The 16,482-nt window shown below is 71.5% G+C and carries 18 protein-coding genes; 11 read left to right on the top strand and 7 right to left on the bottom strand.

Going from position 1 to position 16,482, the window contains the following annotated elements; all coding sequences use genetic code 11:
* Positions 1-49: 49 nt before the first annotated feature.
* The 3 genes from GH740_RS00200 (at position 50) to GH740_RS00190 (ending at position 3,750) form a co-directional block, all read left to right on the top strand.
* A complete protein-coding gene (locus GH740_RS00200) occupies positions 50-1,387 on the top strand; it encodes an ABC transporter substrate-binding protein (protein ID WP_153744134.1) in 1,338 nt (445 codons plus the stop codon).
* 84 nt (positions 1,388-1,471) lie between these two features.
* Positions 1,472-2,779, top strand: coding sequence for a carbohydrate ABC transporter permease (locus tag GH740_RS00195; RefSeq protein WP_153744133.1), 1,308 nt, complete (start codon positions 1,472-1,474; stop codon positions 2,777-2,779).
* A complete protein-coding gene (locus tag GH740_RS00190) occupies positions 2,779-3,750 on the top strand; it encodes a carbohydrate ABC transporter permease (RefSeq protein WP_153744132.1) in 972 nt (323 codons plus the stop codon). The genes GH740_RS00195 and GH740_RS00190 overlap by 1 nt, the downstream gene beginning before the upstream one ends.
* Here GH740_RS00190 and GH740_RS00185 read toward each other — a convergent pair whose 3' ends face one another.
* Positions 3,751-4,251 (bottom strand): nitroreductase family deazaflavin-dependent oxidoreductase, encoded by a 501-nt coding sequence (locus tag GH740_RS00185; RefSeq protein ID WP_153744131.1) that lies wholly within the window; start codon positions 4,249-4,251, stop codon positions 3,751-3,753.
* Positions 4,252-4,303: 52 nt separating this feature from the next.
* Here GH740_RS00185 and GH740_RS00180 point away from each other — a divergent pair, with 52 nt between their 5' ends.
* From GH740_RS00180 to GH740_RS00165, 4 genes are all read left to right on the top strand, one after another.
* Positions 4,304-6,166, top strand: a complete 1,863-nt coding sequence (locus GH740_RS00180) for a helicase HerA-like domain-containing protein (RefSeq protein ID WP_153744130.1) — start codon at positions 4,304-4,306, stop codon at positions 6,164-6,166.
* Between the two features lie 75 nt (positions 6,167-6,241).
* On the top strand, positions 6,242-8,563 hold the full coding sequence (locus GH740_RS00175; RefSeq protein WP_153744129.1) for an FdhF/YdeP family oxidoreductase: 2,322 nt from the start codon (positions 6,242-6,244) through the stop codon (positions 8,561-8,563).
* A 9-nt stretch (positions 8,564-8,572) separates the two neighbouring features.
* Entirely contained in the window at positions 8,573-9,052 is a 480-nt protein-coding gene (locus GH740_RS00170) for a molybdenum cofactor biosynthesis protein B (RefSeq protein ID WP_153744128.1), read from the top strand.
* Positions 9,049-9,474: a molybdenum cofactor biosynthesis protein MoaE gene (locus tag GH740_RS00165; protein WP_153744127.1), complete on the top strand. Its 426-nt coding sequence runs from the start codon at positions 9,049-9,051 to the stop codon at positions 9,472-9,474. The genes GH740_RS00170 and GH740_RS00165 overlap by 4 nt, the downstream gene beginning before the upstream one ends.
* A 140-nt stretch (positions 9,475-9,614) precedes the next feature.
* Here GH740_RS00165 and GH740_RS00160 read toward each other — a convergent pair whose 3' ends face one another.
* The 6 genes from GH740_RS00160 to GH740_RS00135 are packed head-to-tail and all read right to left on the bottom strand — an operon-like array spanning position 9,615 to position 13,461.
* Complete coding sequence (locus GH740_RS00160; RefSeq protein ID WP_153744126.1) at positions 9,615-9,848, bottom strand: MoaD/ThiS family protein; 234 nt, start codon at positions 9,846-9,848, stop codon at positions 9,615-9,617.
* Positions 9,848-10,108, bottom strand: coding sequence for a DUF6457 domain-containing protein (locus GH740_RS00155; RefSeq protein ID WP_153744125.1), 261 nt, complete (start codon positions 10,106-10,108; stop codon positions 9,848-9,850). The genes GH740_RS00160 and GH740_RS00155 overlap by 1 nt, the downstream gene beginning before the upstream one ends.
* The gene (locus GH740_RS00150) at positions 10,105-10,710 is read right to left on the bottom strand and encodes a molybdenum cofactor guanylyltransferase (RefSeq protein WP_367640075.1); all 606 of its coding nucleotides are present in this window, start codon (positions 10,708-10,710) and stop codon (positions 10,105-10,107) included. The genes GH740_RS00155 and GH740_RS00150 overlap by 4 nt, the downstream gene beginning before the upstream one ends.
* Positions 10,707-11,192: a cyclic pyranopterin monophosphate synthase MoaC gene (moaC, locus tag GH740_RS00145; RefSeq protein WP_153744124.1), complete on the bottom strand. Its 486-nt coding sequence runs from the start codon at positions 11,190-11,192 to the stop codon at positions 10,707-10,709. The genes GH740_RS00150 and moaC overlap by 4 nt, the downstream gene beginning before the upstream one ends.
* Positions 11,189-12,412 carry a gephyrin-like molybdotransferase Glp gene (glp, locus tag GH740_RS00140; protein ID WP_153744123.1) on the bottom strand — a complete coding sequence of 408 codons (1,224 nt, stop codon included), beginning with the start codon at positions 12,410-12,412 and terminating at the stop codon, positions 11,189-11,191. The genes moaC and glp overlap by 4 nt, the downstream gene beginning before the upstream one ends.
* Positions 12,382-13,461 (bottom strand): ThiF family adenylyltransferase, encoded by a 1,080-nt coding sequence (locus tag GH740_RS00135; protein ID WP_153744122.1) that lies wholly within the window; start codon positions 13,459-13,461, stop codon positions 12,382-12,384. The genes glp and GH740_RS00135 overlap by 31 nt, the downstream gene beginning before the upstream one ends.
* Positions 13,462-13,578: 117 nt before the next feature.
* On the opposite strand from GH740_RS00135, the gene GH740_RS00130 reads away from it, so the two are divergent.
* From GH740_RS00130 to GH740_RS00115, 4 genes are read left to right on the top strand one after another with little or no spacing between them, the layout of a single operon-like run.
* Entirely contained in the window at positions 13,579-13,974 is a 396-nt protein-coding gene (locus GH740_RS00130) for a molybdopterin-binding protein (RefSeq protein ID WP_153744121.1), read from the top strand.
* A 4-nt stretch (positions 13,975-13,978) separates the two neighbouring features.
* Positions 13,979-14,767, top strand: coding sequence for a molybdate ABC transporter substrate-binding protein (gene modA / locus GH740_RS00125; protein ID WP_153744120.1), 789 nt, complete (start codon positions 13,979-13,981; stop codon positions 14,765-14,767).
* Positions 14,764-15,567 carry an ABC transporter permease gene (locus GH740_RS00120; RefSeq protein ID WP_367640071.1) on the top strand — a complete coding sequence of 268 codons (804 nt, stop codon included), beginning with the start codon at positions 14,764-14,766 and terminating at the stop codon, positions 15,565-15,567. The genes modA and GH740_RS00120 overlap by 4 nt, the downstream gene beginning before the upstream one ends.
* Positions 15,564-16,481, top strand: a complete 918-nt coding sequence (locus tag GH740_RS00115; protein ID WP_153744119.1) for an ABC transporter ATP-binding protein — start codon at positions 15,564-15,566, stop codon at positions 16,479-16,481. Before GH740_RS00120 ends, GH740_RS00115 begins: the two co-directional genes overlap by 4 nt.
* The last annotated feature ends 1 nt before the right edge of the window (position 16,482 follow it).

Genomic DNA, 16,482 nt, shown 5'->3' with positions numbered 1-16,482 from the left:
ATGGGGAACTTGCGGCGTGTGCGTCCTGCACCTGAACGAGGAGGACCACATGAAAATGTCCAGTCGACGGTCGGTGATACTCCCGCTTGCACTGCTCGGTGTCGCGGGGATCGTGCTCTCCGGCTGCGCCGAAACAGCGGGCGGCGGAGGCAACGGCAGCAGCGATCTGTCCGGCAAGACCGTGAACATCGCCGGTGGCATCACGGGCGGCGAAGCCGACGCCCTGAACAAGACGTTCGACCAGTTCACGAAGGACACCGGCATCAAGGTCGTCTACACCGGCGACAAGAGCTTCGAGGGCAACATCGTCACGAAGGTCAACGGAGGCTCCGCCCCCGACATCGCGATAGTGCCGCAGCCCGGCCTGCTGCAGACCCTGATCGGAACAGGCCAGGTCGTCAAGCCGTCACAGACCGTCTCCGACAATGTCGACAAGTACTGGTCCGCCGATTGGAAGTCCTACGGCTCGGCCGACGGCACGTTCTACGCGGCGCCGATGCTCGCCAACGTCAAGGGGTACGTCTGGTACTCCCCGGCCGACTTCACGAAGTGGGGCGTCAAAGTCCCGACCTCGTGGCAGGGCCTGATCGACCTCACGAACACGATCCGCTCGAAGACCGGCAAGCCGCCGTGGTGTGCGGGCTTCTTCTCGGATGCCGCCTCCGGCTGGCCCGGGACGGACTGGGTCGAGGACCTGGTGCTGCGCCAGTCCGGCCCCGACGTGTACGACCAGTGGGTCGCGGGTGACGTGAAGTTCACGGATCCGCAGATCAAGAAGGCGTTCGACGCGGTCGGCCAGATCCTGCTGAACCCCGACTACGTGAACGCCGGCTTCGGCAATGTGAAGAGCATCAACCCGACCGCGTTCGGCGACGTCGCGGCGAAGGTCGCCGACGGCACCTGCGCGCTGACCCACCAGGCGTCGTTCCTGTCCGCGAACTTCCTGGAGGCCAAGACGAAGGACGGCAAGACGCCCACCGTGGCCCCCGACGGCGACGTGTACGCGTTCGTGCTGCCGAGCATCAACGAGGGGGATGCCCCCTCGATCGAGGGCGGCGGCGAGTTCGTCGCGGCGTTCTCGAACGAGCCGGCCGTGCAGAAGGTCCAGGAGTACATGACGACCCCGGACTTCGCGAACGCCCGCGTCAAGCTCGGCGGCGTCATCTCCGCCAACAGCGGCGCCGACCCGACGCTCGCGTCCAGCCAGTTCCTGCAGGAGGCCATGAAGCTCGTGCAGGACAAGAACACGGTCTTCCGGTTCGACGCGTCCGACCTGATGCCGGCGACAGTGGGCTCGGGCTCGTTCTGGAAGGGCATGGTCAGCTGGATCGACGGGATGCCGACGAAGGACGTGCTCACCGCCATCCAAGCCGGCTACCAGAACTAGTCCCGACGGCGGCGGGGCGGCTGCCTGGACGGGCAGCCGCCCCGCCCCGCCTTCCCCGGACGGGATGCTCAGAAAGGCAGGACAATGGCGACCGTCACCGAGCAGAGGGCAGTACCGCGACGGCTGTCGCGCACAGTCACCGGCATCATCATCCTCGTCGCCGCGGTCTTCGCCGTGGCGGCGTTCCTGTTCATGCTGATGGGAGGACCGAGCGAGGGCGCCGCCCCGACGACGCTCGGATTCTCGCTGAACAGCTTCTTCGTCTGGATCGGCGGGCTGCATCCGCTGCTGCAGATCCCCATCGTGGTCGTGATCTTCGCCATCATCGTCGGCGTGATCCTGCTGCTGATCGAGTACGCTCCGCGGCCGGGACCCGGTTATTTCTGGCTGCGCGCGGCGGCCTGCTTCGTCATCCCGGTCATCGCGTTCATGGTGCTGCGGCCGTATCAGAACTCCGTGGTCTACGTCGTCGGGATCGCGCTGCTGGCCGGCGTGGTCCTGTTCTTCGCGGACTACCGGGCGCGGGGCGGCGCCGGGTACGTCTTCCAGCTCATCGTCTTCCTCGCCCCTGCGGCGATCCTGCTGCTGACCGGACTCGTGTATCCGGCGATATCGACGCTCGTCCAGTCGTTCTTCGACAAGACCGGCGCGAACTTCGTCGGGTTCGACAACTACGTCTGGACGTTCACCAACCCGTACGGGTTCTGGTCCGTGATCAACACCGTCATCTGGGCGCTGATAGCCCCGATCGTCGCGACCGGAATAGGCCTCGTCTACGCGGCGTTCGTCGACCGGGCGCGCGGCGAGAAGATCCTGAAGCTGTGGGTGTTCATGCCGGTGGCGATCTCGTTCGTCGGCGCGGGCATCATCTGGAAGTTCGTGTACGACTACCGGCAGGGCCAGCAGGTGGGACTGCTCAACGCGATCGTCACCTGGTTCGGCGGCGAGCCCGTCGGCTGGCTCGATGCGCAGCCGCTGCTGAACACCATCTGCCTGCTCACGGTGTTCATCTGGAGTCAGACCGGGTTCGCGATGGTGATCCTGTCGGCGTCGATCAAGGCGGTGCCCGCCGACCAGCACGAGGCCGCGCAGCTGGACGGCGCGAACGCGCTGCAGCGGTTCTTCAACGTCACGGTTCCCGGTATCCGCAGCGCGTTGATCGTCGTGCTCACTACGATCACCATCGCGGCGCTGAAGGTGTACGACATCGTCGCGGTGATGACCGGCGGCCGCGCGAACACCTCGGTGCTCGGCTTCGAGATGGTCAACCAGCAGCAGCGGTTCCAGAGCTACGGGCACTCGTCCGCGCTGGCGGTCGTGCTGTTCCTGTTCGTTCTGCCGCTGATCATCTACAACGTGCTGCAGATGCGCAAGCAGAAGGAGATCCGCTGATGGCCACGATCGACGTCGACGCGCCCGTCGACACGCGGGCGGCACGCACGGTGGGGCGCGCCCCGCGCCGCGAGGAGCGGGACGCGAGGCGCAAGCTCACCTCGCGCGGGGCGACCCTGGCCGCGGTGATCATCGCGATCTTCTGGACGATCCCGACGTTCGGCCTGTTCGTGACGTCGTTCCGCCCCGGCGCCGACTCCAACACCACCGGCTGGTGGACGGTCTTCGTCAATCCGGCGTTCACGCTGCAGAATTACTTCGACGCGCTGACGTCGGGCGGGACGGCGCTGACCCTGGGCGAGTCGTTCCTGAACTCGCTGGCGATAGCGATCCCGGCCACGCTCATCCCCATCTCGATCGCCGCACTCGCGGCGTACGCGTTCGCGTGGATCCCGTTCAAGGGACGGGGCGTGCTGTTCGTGTTCGTGTTCGCGCTGCAGATTGTGCCGATCCAGATGGCGCTGGTGCCGCTGCTGAGCCTCTTCTCACGGGGGCTGACGATCGCGGGTGTCGGGATCTTCCCGGGATTCTCGCTGCGCGACGTGGACCACAGCTTCGCGACGGTATGGATAGCGCACGCGATCTTCGCGATGCCGCTGGCGATCTTCCTGCTGCACAACTTCATCGCCGAGATCCCGAATGAGCTCATCGAGGCGGCCCGTGTGGACGGAGCCGGGCACGGGCAGATCTTCTTCCGGATGATCATCCCGCTGGCGATGCCGGCGATAGCCTCGTTCGCCATCTTCCAGTTCCTGTGGGTGTGGAACGATCTGCTCGTCGCGACGATCTTCGCCCCGAGCGCGTCGCTGCCGTTGACACAGACACTGAACTCGCTGTCGGGCACGTGGGGCGACCGATGGTATCTGCAATCGGCGGGCACGTTCATCTCGATCGTGGTCCCGCTGCTCGTGTTCTTCGCGCTGCAGCGGTTCTTCGTGCGAGGACTGCTCGCGGGGGCCACGAAGGGCTGATCAGATCCGGCCGAGCTCGCGCACCGGACGCAGCCGGAACAGCCGCACCGTGCGACCGGACTCCCGCTCATACGAGCGGTAGTTCGGCCACTGCGCCTCGATCCGGCGCCACGCCGCCTCCCGGTCCGCGGCCTCGATCAGCTCGGCCACCACGGCCAGGCGCCTGCCGCGCACGACGATCTCGGCGTCGGGATGTGCGAGCAGGTTCGAGGTCCAGGCCGGATGCCGCGCCCCGGCGAAGTTCGTCCCCGCGACCAGCGCGCACCCGCTGCCGTCCGGCGTGTACATCAGTTCGGCATCCCGCACCTGCCCCGACTTCGCCCCCACCGTGCGCAGCCTCAGCGACGGGACGAGCAGGCCGCTGATCGGCATCCGCCCACCGCTGAGGACCCGAAACCCGGACTCCAGCACCGGCATCAGCCGCCGGCCGACGCGCCGGAACGCGGCCGTCTGGGTGAGGGGCGCGACAGCGTGGCGGACGGCCTGCCGGATCCCGAGCATGCCGCCATTGTGCCCCATGTCCCCGCGGGGAGCACGTGGCTAGGCTGTGCGCATGACCGCGTCCGACGATGCCGCCGTCACCGATGCCGAACTTGCGCGACTGCGCGCCGAATCGGAGGCCGCCGACGCGGCCTTGCGAGCCGCGCAGGCGAAGGCCGCGCTCGCCGCCGCCGAGGCCCAGGCGGCGAAGGCGAGAGCCGGGGGCGGAGGCGATGCGCCGCCCGCGCCGGGGTCTGTGCCGGCCACGGCGGCGGCACCCGCGGCATCCGCCCCTGCGTCCACGTCCGGGCCGCTGGACGACGCGCAGTTGCAGGCCGTGGTCGCGGGCTACGCGTTCGACGCGGCCGCGCTCGAGCTCGGCGCCCTGATGAACACGCAACCGGTTCCGGCCGCGCAGATCCGCATCCCGCTGGCCATGCTGAACCGGCACGGGCTCGTCGCCGGGGCCACCGGCACCGGCAAGACCCGCACCCTGCAGGGGCTCGCGGAGCAGCTCGCCGCGAACGGCGTGCCGGTGTTCGCCGCCGACATCAAGGGCGACCTGTCGGGCATGGCGACACCGGGGGAGCCGAATGACAAGCTGCTGGCCCGCACGCAGGCGATCGGCCAGGACGGGACGCCCGCCGCCTCGCCCACCGAGTTCTTCGCCCTCGGCGGCGTCGGCACCGGCGTGCCGGTGCGCGCGACGGTGTCCGGCTTCGGGCCGCTGCTGCTGAGCAAGGTGTTGGGGCTGAACCAGACGCAGGAGTCGAGCCTCGGCCTCGTCTTCCACTACGCCGACCAGGCCGGGCTCGCCCTCGTCGACCTGTCCGACCTGCGCGCCGTGCTCACATATCTCACGAGCGACGCGGGCAAGGACGAGCTGAAGGGCATCGGCGGCCTGTCGGCGGCGACCGCCGGCGTCATCCTGCGCGAGCTGATCACGTTCGCGGATGCCGGGGCCGACGTGTTCTTCGGCGAACCGGAGTTCGACGTCGCGGACTTCCTGCGCACGACGGCCGACGGGCGCGGGATCGTCAGCCTGCTCGAGGTGTCCGGCGTGATCGACAAGCCCGCACTGTTCTCGACGTTCCTGATGTACCTGCTGGCGGAGCTGTTCGAGATCCTGCCCGAGGTGGGGGATGCCGACAAGCCGAAGCTCGTGTTCTTCTTCGACGAGGCGCACTTGCTGTTCCGGGACGCCTCGAAGGACTTCCTGGCCTCGATCACGCAGACAGTGCGCCTGATCCGCTCGAAGGGCGTCGGCGTGTTCTTCGTGACGCAGACCCCGAAGGACGTGCCCTCGGACGTGCTCGGGCAGCTCGGCTCGCGCGTGCAGCACGCGCTGCGCGCGTTCACCCCCGACGACGCGAAGGCGCTGAAGGCGACGGTCGGGACATACCCCCGGTCCGGCTACGACCTCGAGCGGGTGCTGCAGGAACTGGGCACCGGTGAGGCCATCGTGACGGTGATGAGCGAGAAGGGCGCGCCGACGCCCGTCGCGTGGACCCGGCTGCGCGCCCCGCAGGGCCTGATGTCGCCCACGGCCGCCCCGCAGATCGTCGCGGCTGTGAAGGCGTCGCCGCTTCTGGCCGCGTACGGCACGGCGATCGACCCGGAGTCCGCGCGGGAGATCCTCACCGCGAAGCTGAACGCCGCCCAGCAGGCCGCGGCCGCCGACGAGGCCGCCGCCGCGAAGGCCGCCGCCGCCGCGGAGCAGGCCAAACAGCAGGCCGCCGCCGAGAAGGCCGATGCCGCCGCCGCGAAGAAGGCTCAGGCCGAGTACGACCGCTTGATGCGGAAAACCTCGGCCACCACGCGCACCCCGCGGCGGTCCTCGGCCTCGCCGCTGGACGACATCCTCGACTCGAAGGCGACGCAGACGATCATCGGCGGCGTCATCCGCGGGATCTTCGGCACCGGCCGGCGCCGCTGAGCCGCCCAGGTCGGCCGTATCCGCTGAATGGAACGCGGTTCGGGTGCCTCTCGCCCGGACGATAGCCTGGACGGCATGGCGACGAAGCCCCCAGTGGACGATATCGATGAGACGAAGATGCGGGTCGCGCCGCCCAAGAACGTGGCCGTCGGCGTGCCCGCCGTCCTGCATGCCCTGCAGATCTCGCAGCAGCAGATGGGCGTGCTGCGCAGCGCCCGCACGCTGCTGCGGGTGAACCAGAAGCACGGTTACGACTGCCCCGGCTGCGCGTGGCCGGAGACCGACCGCCGCCACGTCGCGGAGTTCTGCGAGAACGGCGCGAAGGCCGTCGCCGAGGAGGCGACGCTGCGGCGCGTGGAGCCCGAGTTCTTCGCCGCCCACTCCGTCGACGACCTCGCCGGGCACGACGACTGGTGGCTCGGCCAGCAGGGCCGGTTGACGCATCCGATGATCCTCGACGAGGGGGCCACGCACTATCGGCCCATCTCGTGGGACGACGCCCTCGACGTGATAGCGCAGGCGCTGCGCGAGATCGACGACCCCGACGAGGCCGTGTTCTACACATCCGGACGCACCTCGAACGAGGCGGCGTTCCTGTACCAGCTGCTCGTACGCGGCGTCGGGACCAACAACCTCCCGGACTGCTCGAACATGTGCCACGAGTCGTCCGGATCGGCGCTCGGCGAGACGATCGGCATCGGCAAGGGCACCGTGACGATCGAGGACATGCACGACGCGTCCCTGCTGATCATCGCCGGGCAGAACCCGGGCACGAACCACCCGCGGATGCTCAGCGCGCTCGAGAAGGCCAAACAGCGCGGCGCGAAGATCATCGCCGTGAACCCGCTGCCCGAGGCCGGGCTGATGCGCTTCGAGAACCCGCAGACAGTGCGCGGCATGATCCTGGGCGGGACGGCGCTCGCCGACCGGTTCGTGCAGATCCGGCTCGGCGGCGACCAGGCCCTGTTCCAGGCGATCGGCAAGCACCTGCTCGAAGCCGAGGAGCACGACGGCGGGGTGCTCGACCACGCGTTCATCGACGCCCACACCTCCGGGTTCGACGCGTACCGGGCTGCGATCGCCGCCGTCGACTGGCACGAGCTGGCGACCGCCACAGGGATCACGGTCGACGAGCTGCACGAGATCGGCGAGGCCGTGCGCGAGTCGCCGTCCACGATCGTCTGCTGGGCGATGGGCCTCACGCAGCACAAGCACTCCGTGCCCACGCTGCGCGATGTCGTGAACGTGCTGCTGCTGCAGGGCAACATCGGGCGCCCCGGCGCCGGCGTGTGCCCGGTGCGCGGCCACTCCAACGTGCAGGGCGACCGCACCGTCGGCATCTACGAGAAGCCGGCCGAGGCGTTCCTGGCCGCACTGGACGACGAGTTCGCGTTCCGCGCGCCGCGCGAGCACGGCTACGACACGGTCAACGCCATCCGCGCCATGCGCGACGGAAAGGTGCGCGTGTTCATGGGCATGGGCGGCAACTTCGTGTCGGCGACGCCCGACACCGCCGTCGTCGAGGACGGGCTGCGCCGCTGCGGGCTGATCGTGCATGTGTCGACGAAGCTGAACCGGTCGCACGCCGTCACCGGGCGCCGTGCCATCATCCTGCCCACGCTCGGCCGCACCGACCGCGACCGCCGCGGCGGCCGCGACCAGCGGATCACCGTGGAGGACTCGATGGGCGCGGTGCACGCCTCGCGCGGGCGCCTCGCGCCGCCGTCCGACGATCTGCTCAGCGAGGTCGCCATCGTGACGCGGCTCAGCGATCGGCTGTTCGGCGGTGCGGATGGCGCGCGCAACGTCCCGCAGGCGGACTGGGCCGCGCTCGAGCACGACTATGCCCTCATCCGCGCGCACATCGAGGCCGTGGTGCCGGGGTTCGACGACTACGAGAAGCGCGTCGCGAAGGGCGGCACGCTGCACCTGCCGAACGGGCCGCGCGACTCCCGCAGCTTCGACACGGCTGACGGCAAGGCGCGGTTCACGGCCAACGAGCTCGAGTACCCGCACATCCCCGAGGGACGGCTGTTGCTGCAGACGCTGCGCTCGCACGACCAGTACAACACCACGATCTACGGCAAGGACGACCGGTACCGCGGCATCACGGGCGGGCGACGCGTCGTGTTCGTGCATGCCGATGACATCCGCGATCTCGGGTTCACCGACGGCGAGATCGTCGACCTGGTCTCGGAGTGGCACGCCCCGGACGGGGACGTGCAGGAACGCCGCGCCGACGCGTTCCGGCTGGTCGCGTACAGCACGCCCCGCGGGAACGCGGCCGCATACTTCCCGGAGACGAACGTGCTGGTGCCGTTGGACTCGGTCGCCGACGTCAGCGGCACGCCGACGTCGAAGTCGGTGATAGTCCGGCTGGAACGCCGCGCGGCATAGGCTGGAGCAATGTCGTATGCCGCAGTCGTCATCACTGTGTCGGATCGCTCGTCGCGAGGCGAGCGGGATGATCTGAGCGGACCGATCGCGGTCGCCGCGTTGCGCGAAGCCGGCTTCGTCTGCGAGGACCCGGTCATCATCCCGGACGGCGCCGACGAAGTCGAGGCCGCGATCCGCGATGCGCTGACCGACGGCATCCGGATCATCGTGACCACCGGCGGGACCGGGGTAGGGCCGCGGGACGAGACCCCCGAGGGCACTCAGCGCCTGCTCACGCGCCGGATCCCGGGCGTCGCCGAGGAACTGCGGCGCCGTGCGACCGCCGAGAAGCCCGCGGGCATGCTCTCGCGCGGGGTCGCCGGGATCGTCGAGGGCGCGTTCGTCGTGAACCTGCCCGGGTCGCCGGCCGCCGTCGAGGCCGGCATGCCGGTGGTCGTCAGCGTCGCCGCCCACGTGCTCGGACAGCTGCACGGAGACGATCACCGATGACCGTCCGGCTCGCGCGGATCAGCGCCGAGCCGCTGGATCTGGCGGCGCACCTGCAGGCCGTCGAGGATCCCCGGATGGGCGCCGAGATCACGTTCGTGGGGCGCGTGCGCGATCATGATCCGGACGCCGCGTCCGGCGTGGTCGCCCTGGAGTACACATCGCATCCCGACGCCGAGAAGGCGCTGCACGCACTCGCCGTCGCGGCGATCGGCGACACCGGTGCGATCGTCGCGGCCAGCCACCGGATCGGCCGGCTCGAGGTCGGCGACGCCGCCGTGATCGTCGCGGTCGCCGCGGCTCACCGCGGCGAGGCCTACGAAGTCAGCCGGGCCCTGATCGAGGCGATCAAGCACAGTCTGCCGATCTGGAAGCGCCAGATCGAGGCCGACGGCTCCACCACCTGGAAGGGCCTGGGCGGCTGATCCGGCCCGGCGCGGTCTGCCCCGCCCGCGTCCGCGAGAGTGCATCTGGCGGACGAGAGGGTGGGAAGTTACCGCTCCCTCGTCCGCCAGATGCACTCTCGCGGTCACGGCGATGCGCGATGCGGGTCGCGCGGCGTGGATCAGCCGCCGGCGAAGGGCGGCAGCACGTCGACCACGGCCTGGTCCGGCAGCGGCGCGGCGTCGTCGAGGCGGGCGCCGTCCACGAGCACCGCGCACTTCGGCAGGATCGTGGCCAGCGCGGGGTGCCGGGCGCGCAGCGTCTCGCGCAGCGCCGCCAGGTGCGGTGCGGCGATGGTGAGCTGGGTGGCACCGGCGGCCTCCTCCGCGGCCGCGAAGAACCGGACGAGGGCCATCACGCCTCCCAGGTGCCGGCGAGCTCCGAGACGGCCGCGGCGGTTTCGCGCACCTGCTCGGGGGTGCCGCCGGCGCGCCCGGCAACAAGGCCGGCCACGAACGCGCTGAACGGGGCTGCGGGGCGCGCCACGCTGTTCGCGACATCCTTCGCCAGCGTAAGGATCAGCGAGATCGGCACGTCCTCGGGGGCGAGATCGAACCGCTCGCGCAGGGCCTCGGCCCAACGGTCCAGTGCTTCCGGGGGCAGGTGCTCGCTCATGGGGACTCCTTCGTGAACCTGCTGTAATCCTCCCACGTGTCGATGTCACCGGTGCTGTCGGTCCGGTCCGGCAGCGCCGCTATCGCCAGATCGGCCAGCAGGGCGCGCATCGACTGATCCCGTCCCTCGTCGGGGATGGATGCCGCGGCCCGCCGCAACACCGCGGTCCGGTACACCGCGGTGAGCCACTGCGGGCGGCTGGACGCGTCGGCCAGGCACGCCCCGTCGACGTCGGAGGGCAGGAGCAGGATGTCGTCCACAAGTTGCAGGACGGCGGCGTCCACGTGAGGGAGATCGCATGCCAGAACCAGCGTCCAGGTCGGGCCGGGGGCCGCCGGCATCGCGGTGAGCGCTGCGACGATCGCGGCCGCGGGACCGGTGAACGGCGGATCCTCGCGCACCCAGTGCACGGACGCGTCGGCGGCCGTCGGGGGACCGACGGCGACGAGCGGATCCGCGCCGATCGCGCGCGCGGCGGCGATGGCGCGGTCGAGCAGGCTCACGCCGTCGACGAGGAGGCCGGGTTTGTCGATGCCGCCCATCCGCGACGCGCGGCCGCCGGCGAGGAGGATCGCGCCGAACGTGGCGGCGGAACCGGTCACGGGTGGGCGGGCTCGTCTGGCCGCGACCACGAGCCGGACTTGCCGCCGGTCTTCGCAATCAACCGCACGTCGCCGATCGACGTGGACTTGTCCATGCCCTTCACCATGTCGACGACGGTCAGCGCGGCCACCGAGACGGCGGTGAGGGCCTCCATCTCCACGCCGGTGCGGTCGGCCGTGCGTACGGTCGCCTCGATCTGCACGCCCTCGTCGACGATGGTGAGGTCGACCACGGCGCCGTGCACGCCGATGACATGGGCCAGCGGCAGCAGCTCCGGCGTGCGCTTGGCGGCGGCGATTCCGGCGATCCGCGCCACGGCGAGCACGTCCCCCTTCGGGACGGACCCGTCGCGCAGCGCCGCGACGACCGCCGGCGCGCAGCGTACGAATCCCCGTGCCGTCGCCGCGCGCACGGTGGGCTGCTTCTCGGTGACATCCACCATGCGGGCGTGGCCCGCGGCGTCCAGATGGGTGAAGCTCATGAGACCAGCATGACATCCACGATGTCGCCCACGGCGACCGAGTCGACCTCGACGGGGACGATAGCGTACGCGTCGGCGCGTCCGAGGCTCGCGGCCAGGTGTGAGCCGCCCGACGACGCCGGACGGACCCCGTCGCGCTCGATCACGACGGGCCGGTACTGGCGGCGCCCGGCGGGGGTTCGCCATGCCTCGTGCACGCGCATCGGCAGGATCAGCCGGTCCAACACCATCGCGCCCTGCATCGCCAGCAGCGCCGGCCGCACGAATACCTCGAACGATACCGCGACGCTCACCGGATTGCCGGGCAGACCGAACATCAGCGGCGTCCCGTCGCCGAACCCCTGTGGCTTTCCCGGCTGCATCGCCACCTTGTCGAACCGCATCGGGGCCGCGTTCTTGACCACCTCGTATGCTCCGGCACTGACCCCGCCGGACGTGATCACGACATCCGCACCGAGGGCGGTCGCGTCCGCCAGCGCCGCGCGCAGCCCGTCACCGTCGTCGCCGACCCACGTGCGCAGCACCACCTCCGCCCCGTTCTCGCCGCACAGGCCCGCCAGCAGCGCGCTGTTCGACTCGGGGATCTGGCCGTGCCGCAAGGGCGCCCCGGGGGGCTGCAACTCGTCGCCGGTGGAGATCACCGCGACCCGCGGCATCCGCGACACCGTCACCTCGGTGACACCCGCGGCGGCCGCCGCCGCCAGCTGGCGCCCGCCGAGCCGCGTGCCGGCGGGCAGGATCTCGTCCCCGGCACGGCACTCCTCCGCGCGGGGACGGATGTGCGCGCCCTGCGCGCGCGGCGCGGCCACGACGGTCACGCGGCGCAGGGAATCTGCGAGCCCGCCCGCGGTGTCTTCGAACGGCACGACGGTGTCGGCCGCCGACGGGAAGGGCGCGCCCGTCATGATCCGGGCGGCCTGCCCGGGGGCCAGCACGGGGTTGCGCGACGTCCCGGCGGGCAGGTCGGCGACGACATCCAGCACGACCGGGGACTCGGCGGACGCGCCCGCGACATCCGCGAACAGCACGGCGAACCCGTCCATCGCGGAGTTGTCGAACAGCGGCAGATCGACCGCGGATCGCACCGGCGCGCGCAGCACCCGGCCGAGGGCGGCATCCACGGGCATCGTCGCCGACTCCAGCGGCCGCACCGCCGCGAGAACCCGCTCTCTGTGCTGCTCGACCGTGATCACGCCTGCGTCCCCCGTCTGCTGGTCCATCCGTCCATGCCCCCACGGAGCACGGATGCCGTAACTCCCGCTGAGCGCAGCGCGCGCGCCGCCACCTGCGCCCGCGCACCCACCTGGCACACGACCACCACCGGCGCGCCGGCGACCTCCCGCGTGATGGCGTCGACGTCGGCCAGCAGCGCGTCCAGCGGGCGGTGCCGCGCGCCCGGCACGGTGCCCGCCTCCAGTTCATACGCCTCGCGCACGTCGATCACCACCGCGTCGCCCGGCTCGTCGACCTCGGGAACCGGCCGTGGCGGCGCGGGCGTCTGCGCCGGCGCGGCGTCCACCCCCCGCAGCGGCGCCTCGCGCTGCGTGCCCGCCAGCGCGTCGATCAGCGCGACACGGCCGATCAGCGGACGCCCGATCCCGGTGATGAGCTTGAGCGCTTCGGCGGCCATCAGCGAGCCCACCTGCAGGCACAGCGGGCCGAACACCCCCACCGCGGAGCATGCGGGCGCCTCGCTGCCGGCGGGGTACAGGTCGTGCAGCCGAACCGGCGCGTATCCGGTCGGCGGGTCGGTCCAGAACACCGTTACCATGCCGGCGAACTCCTGCACCGTCCCCCACACCAGCGGCAGGCCGAGCCGTTCACACGCGGCGGCCACTATCTCGCGGCTCTCGAACGAGTCCGTGCCGTCCAGCACGAGGTCCACGCTGTCCAGGAGCCCCGCGGCGTTCTCTTGCGTCAGGCGAGTGCGCACGGCGCGCACCCGCGTCGCGGAGAGGTCGGATGCCACGCGCTCGGCACTGTCGGTCTTCGGCCGCCCCACGTCCTGTCGGCGGTGGATCACCTGGCGCTGCAGGTTCGACGCGTCGACGTCGTCGTCGTCGAACACGACGAGCTCCCCGACGCCGGCGGCGGCGAGCGCGAGCACGACCGGCGATCCCAGCCCGCCCGCGCCGATCACGCCCACGCGCGCGGCGGCGATCCGGCGCTGTCCGACGGGTCCGAGACCGGCCAGTCGCTGGTGGCGCGCGGTGCGCGCCTGCTCGGCGTCGCTCAGCGCGGGGGCGGGATCGACCAGCGGCAGCGGCATGTCTTCAGCGTACCCACGCGCATGCACAGCGGCTCGGGCCGCGTCACGCCGACGCCGGCAGCATCCACGCGGAGGAAATCACGGCGATACCCGCAGATGCGGTGATATTGTGACCGGATGTCCGCAAGCTACAAGATTTCGCAGGCCGGGCGTCTGCTCGGGGTCAGCGACGACACGATCCGCCGCTGGGTGGAGCAGGGTCTGCTTCCGGTCACCGACGCGTCGCCGGCCGAGATCCCCGGCGACGCGCTCGCACGCCGCGCCGTCGAGCTCTCCACGGCGGCGGCCGACCCCACCGACGTCCTCTCCAGCGCCCGCAACCGCTTCACCGGGCTCGTCACGGCCGTCACCGTCGACGGGGTCGCCGCCCAGGTCGACATCCAGGCGGGCCCCCACCGGGTCGTGTCGCTGATGACGGCCGAGGCCGTGCGCGAACTCGGCCTCGAGGTCGGCTCGCTGGCGGTCGCCGTGGTCAAGGCCACCACCGTCATCGTCGAGACACCGCGGACCTGACGCCATGCTCCGCACGCACCTGCGCGGCACGGCCGTCCTCGCCGCGGCATCCCTCGCCCTCGTCCTCGCCGGCTGCGCGGGCGCCGGCGCCGGCGCGCCGAGCCGGTCCGCCGCCGGGATCGGCGGGGACGTCGCCGTCTCGGCCGCTGCGTCGCTGAAGGGCGCGTTCGACACGGCCATCGCGGAGTTCACCGCCGGGCACCCGTACGTGCACGTCACCGCAAGCTATGACGGCTCGAGCACCCTCGCCACGCAGATCCTCGCCGGCGCGAACGTCGACGTGTACGCGTCCGCCGACCAGAAGAACATGGAGCGAGTCACCGGACCCGGCCTGGCATCTCACCCCGTCGTCTTCGCCCGCAACACGCTCGTGATCGTCGTGCCGAAGGGCAACCCCGCCCGCATCCGCGGCCTCGCCGACCTCGCCAAGCACGGCGTGACGACGGTGCTGTGCGCGCCCGAGGCGCCGTGCGGCGCGGCATCCCGGACCCTGCTGCACAACGCCGGCGTGACGGTGACGCCCGCCAGCCAGGAGCAGAACGTCACCGCGGTCCTCACCAAGGTGCGCACCGGCGAGGCCGACGCGGGCCTCGTGTACAGAACGGATGCCGCCACCGCGACCGACCAGGTGGAGACCATCGTGCCGGAGGGCGCCGGCGCAGTCGTCAACTCCTACCCGATCGTCGTGCTCGACGATGCGCCGAACCCCGCCGCGGCGCGCGCGTTCGTCGACTTCGTCACCGGCGCGGACGGCCGGCGGATCCTCGCCTCGTTCGGATTCGGGGCGCCGTGATCCGCCGCGGGTATGCACCGCCGATCCTCGCCATCCCGGCCGTGGTCGGCCTCGCGTTCCTGGTGCTGCCGCTGGCCGCGCTCGTCGGACGAGTGCAGTGGTCGACGCTGTGGGCGGACATCACCTCGACCGAGGCGCTGGACGCGCTGCGGCTCTCGGTGACGACGGGCCTGGTCGCGACGGCGCTGTGCGTGCTGGTCGGAGTGCCGCTGGCACTGCTGATCGCCCGCGCCGGTGCCCGGCTGGCCTCCGTGCTGCGCGCCCTCGTCACGGTGCCGCTCGTGCTCCCGCCGATGGTGGGCGGCCTCGCGCTGCTGTTCTTGTTCGGCCGCGCCGGCTGGCTCGCCGGCACCGGGTGGCAGATCCCGTTCACCACGACCGCCGTCATCCTCGCGCAGACGTTCGTGGCGCTGCCGTTCCTCGTGCTGGCCCTGGAGGGGTCGCTGCGCACGTCCGGCGTGGACTACGAGCGGACCGCCGCCGCGCTCGGAGCCGGGCGCTGGACGATCCTGCGGCGGGTGACGCTGCCGCTGGCGGCGCCGGGGCTGCTGTCCGGCGTCATCCTGTGCTTCGCGCGGGCGATCGGCGAGTTCGGCGCCACGGCGCTGTTCGCGGGGAACGCACCGGGCACCACGCAGACCATGCCGCTCGCGATCTATACAGCGTTCAACGGCGCGGGCGTCACGCAGGGGTCGGCGGTCGCACTGTCGCTGCTGCTGCTGGTCACCGCGGTCCTCGTGCTGCTGCTCGTGCGGGCGTGGCGACCGAGCGCCGGCCCGGTTGCCGGGGGCGTGCGATGACCGGGGCGGCCCTCGACGCCCGCGTCCGCGTGCAGCGCGGCGCGTACGCGCTCGACGTGGAACTGCAGGCGGGTGCGGGGGAGATCGTCGCGGTGATGGGGCCGTCCGGAGCCGGCAAGTCCACGCTGTTCGACGCGATCGCCGGGTTCGTGCCGCTGACGGCGGGGCAGGTGTTCCTCGACGAGCGCACGGTGGATGCGGCATCCGGCCCCCGCGTCGCCCCGCAGCGGCGCGGGATCGTGCTGCTCGGGCAGGAGCCGCGACTGTTCCCGCATTTGTCGGCCCGCGAGAACATAGCATTCGGGCCACGGGCCCGGGGCACCGCACGCGCGGTCGCCCGGGCGGAGGCAGACGTCTGGCTGGAACGGGTGGGGCTGGTCGGGATGGGCGACCGCCGGCCTGCGCAGCTGTCCGGCGGGCAGCAGCAGCGGGTGGCGCTCGCGCGGGCGCTCGCCACCGCGCCGCGCCTGCTCCTGCTGGACGAGCCGCTCACCTCCCTCGACCCGGAGACAGCCGCCGGCATCCGCAGCCTGCTGCGCGCTCAGCTGAGCGAGACCGGGACGACCGCGCTCGTCGCCACGCACGATGCCGTGGACGCGGAGTCCCTCGCCGGACGGCTCGTCGTGCTGGAGGGGGGTCGGATCACGCAGCAGGGCGACGTGCGGGCGGTGCTGGATGCCCCGGCCACCGTGTTCGTGGCGGCGGTGGCGGCGACGCTGCCCGGCCGGGAGGGCTGGTCCGCGCGGGTCGACGGCGTGCAGGTGGCGGACGGTCACGTCGTCGTGCGTGCGCGCACCCGCGCCGGCGAGGACGTCGAGCTGCGGATGCCGCCCGACGCCGGGGTGACGCGGGGTGCGATCATCACGGTGCGCTGGAGAAACGTTGTGGAAACCCGGGGACGCCCCCTAACCTGAG

Origin of the sequence: Microbacterium sp. SYP-A9085, from assembly GCF_009649635.1 — a bacterium.
Classification (GTDB): Bacteria; Actinomycetota; Actinomycetes; order Actinomycetales; family Microbacteriaceae; genus Microbacterium.
The sequence above is the reverse complement of the archived record's forward strand: the minus strand, read 5'-3'. Positions and strand labels throughout refer to the sequence as shown.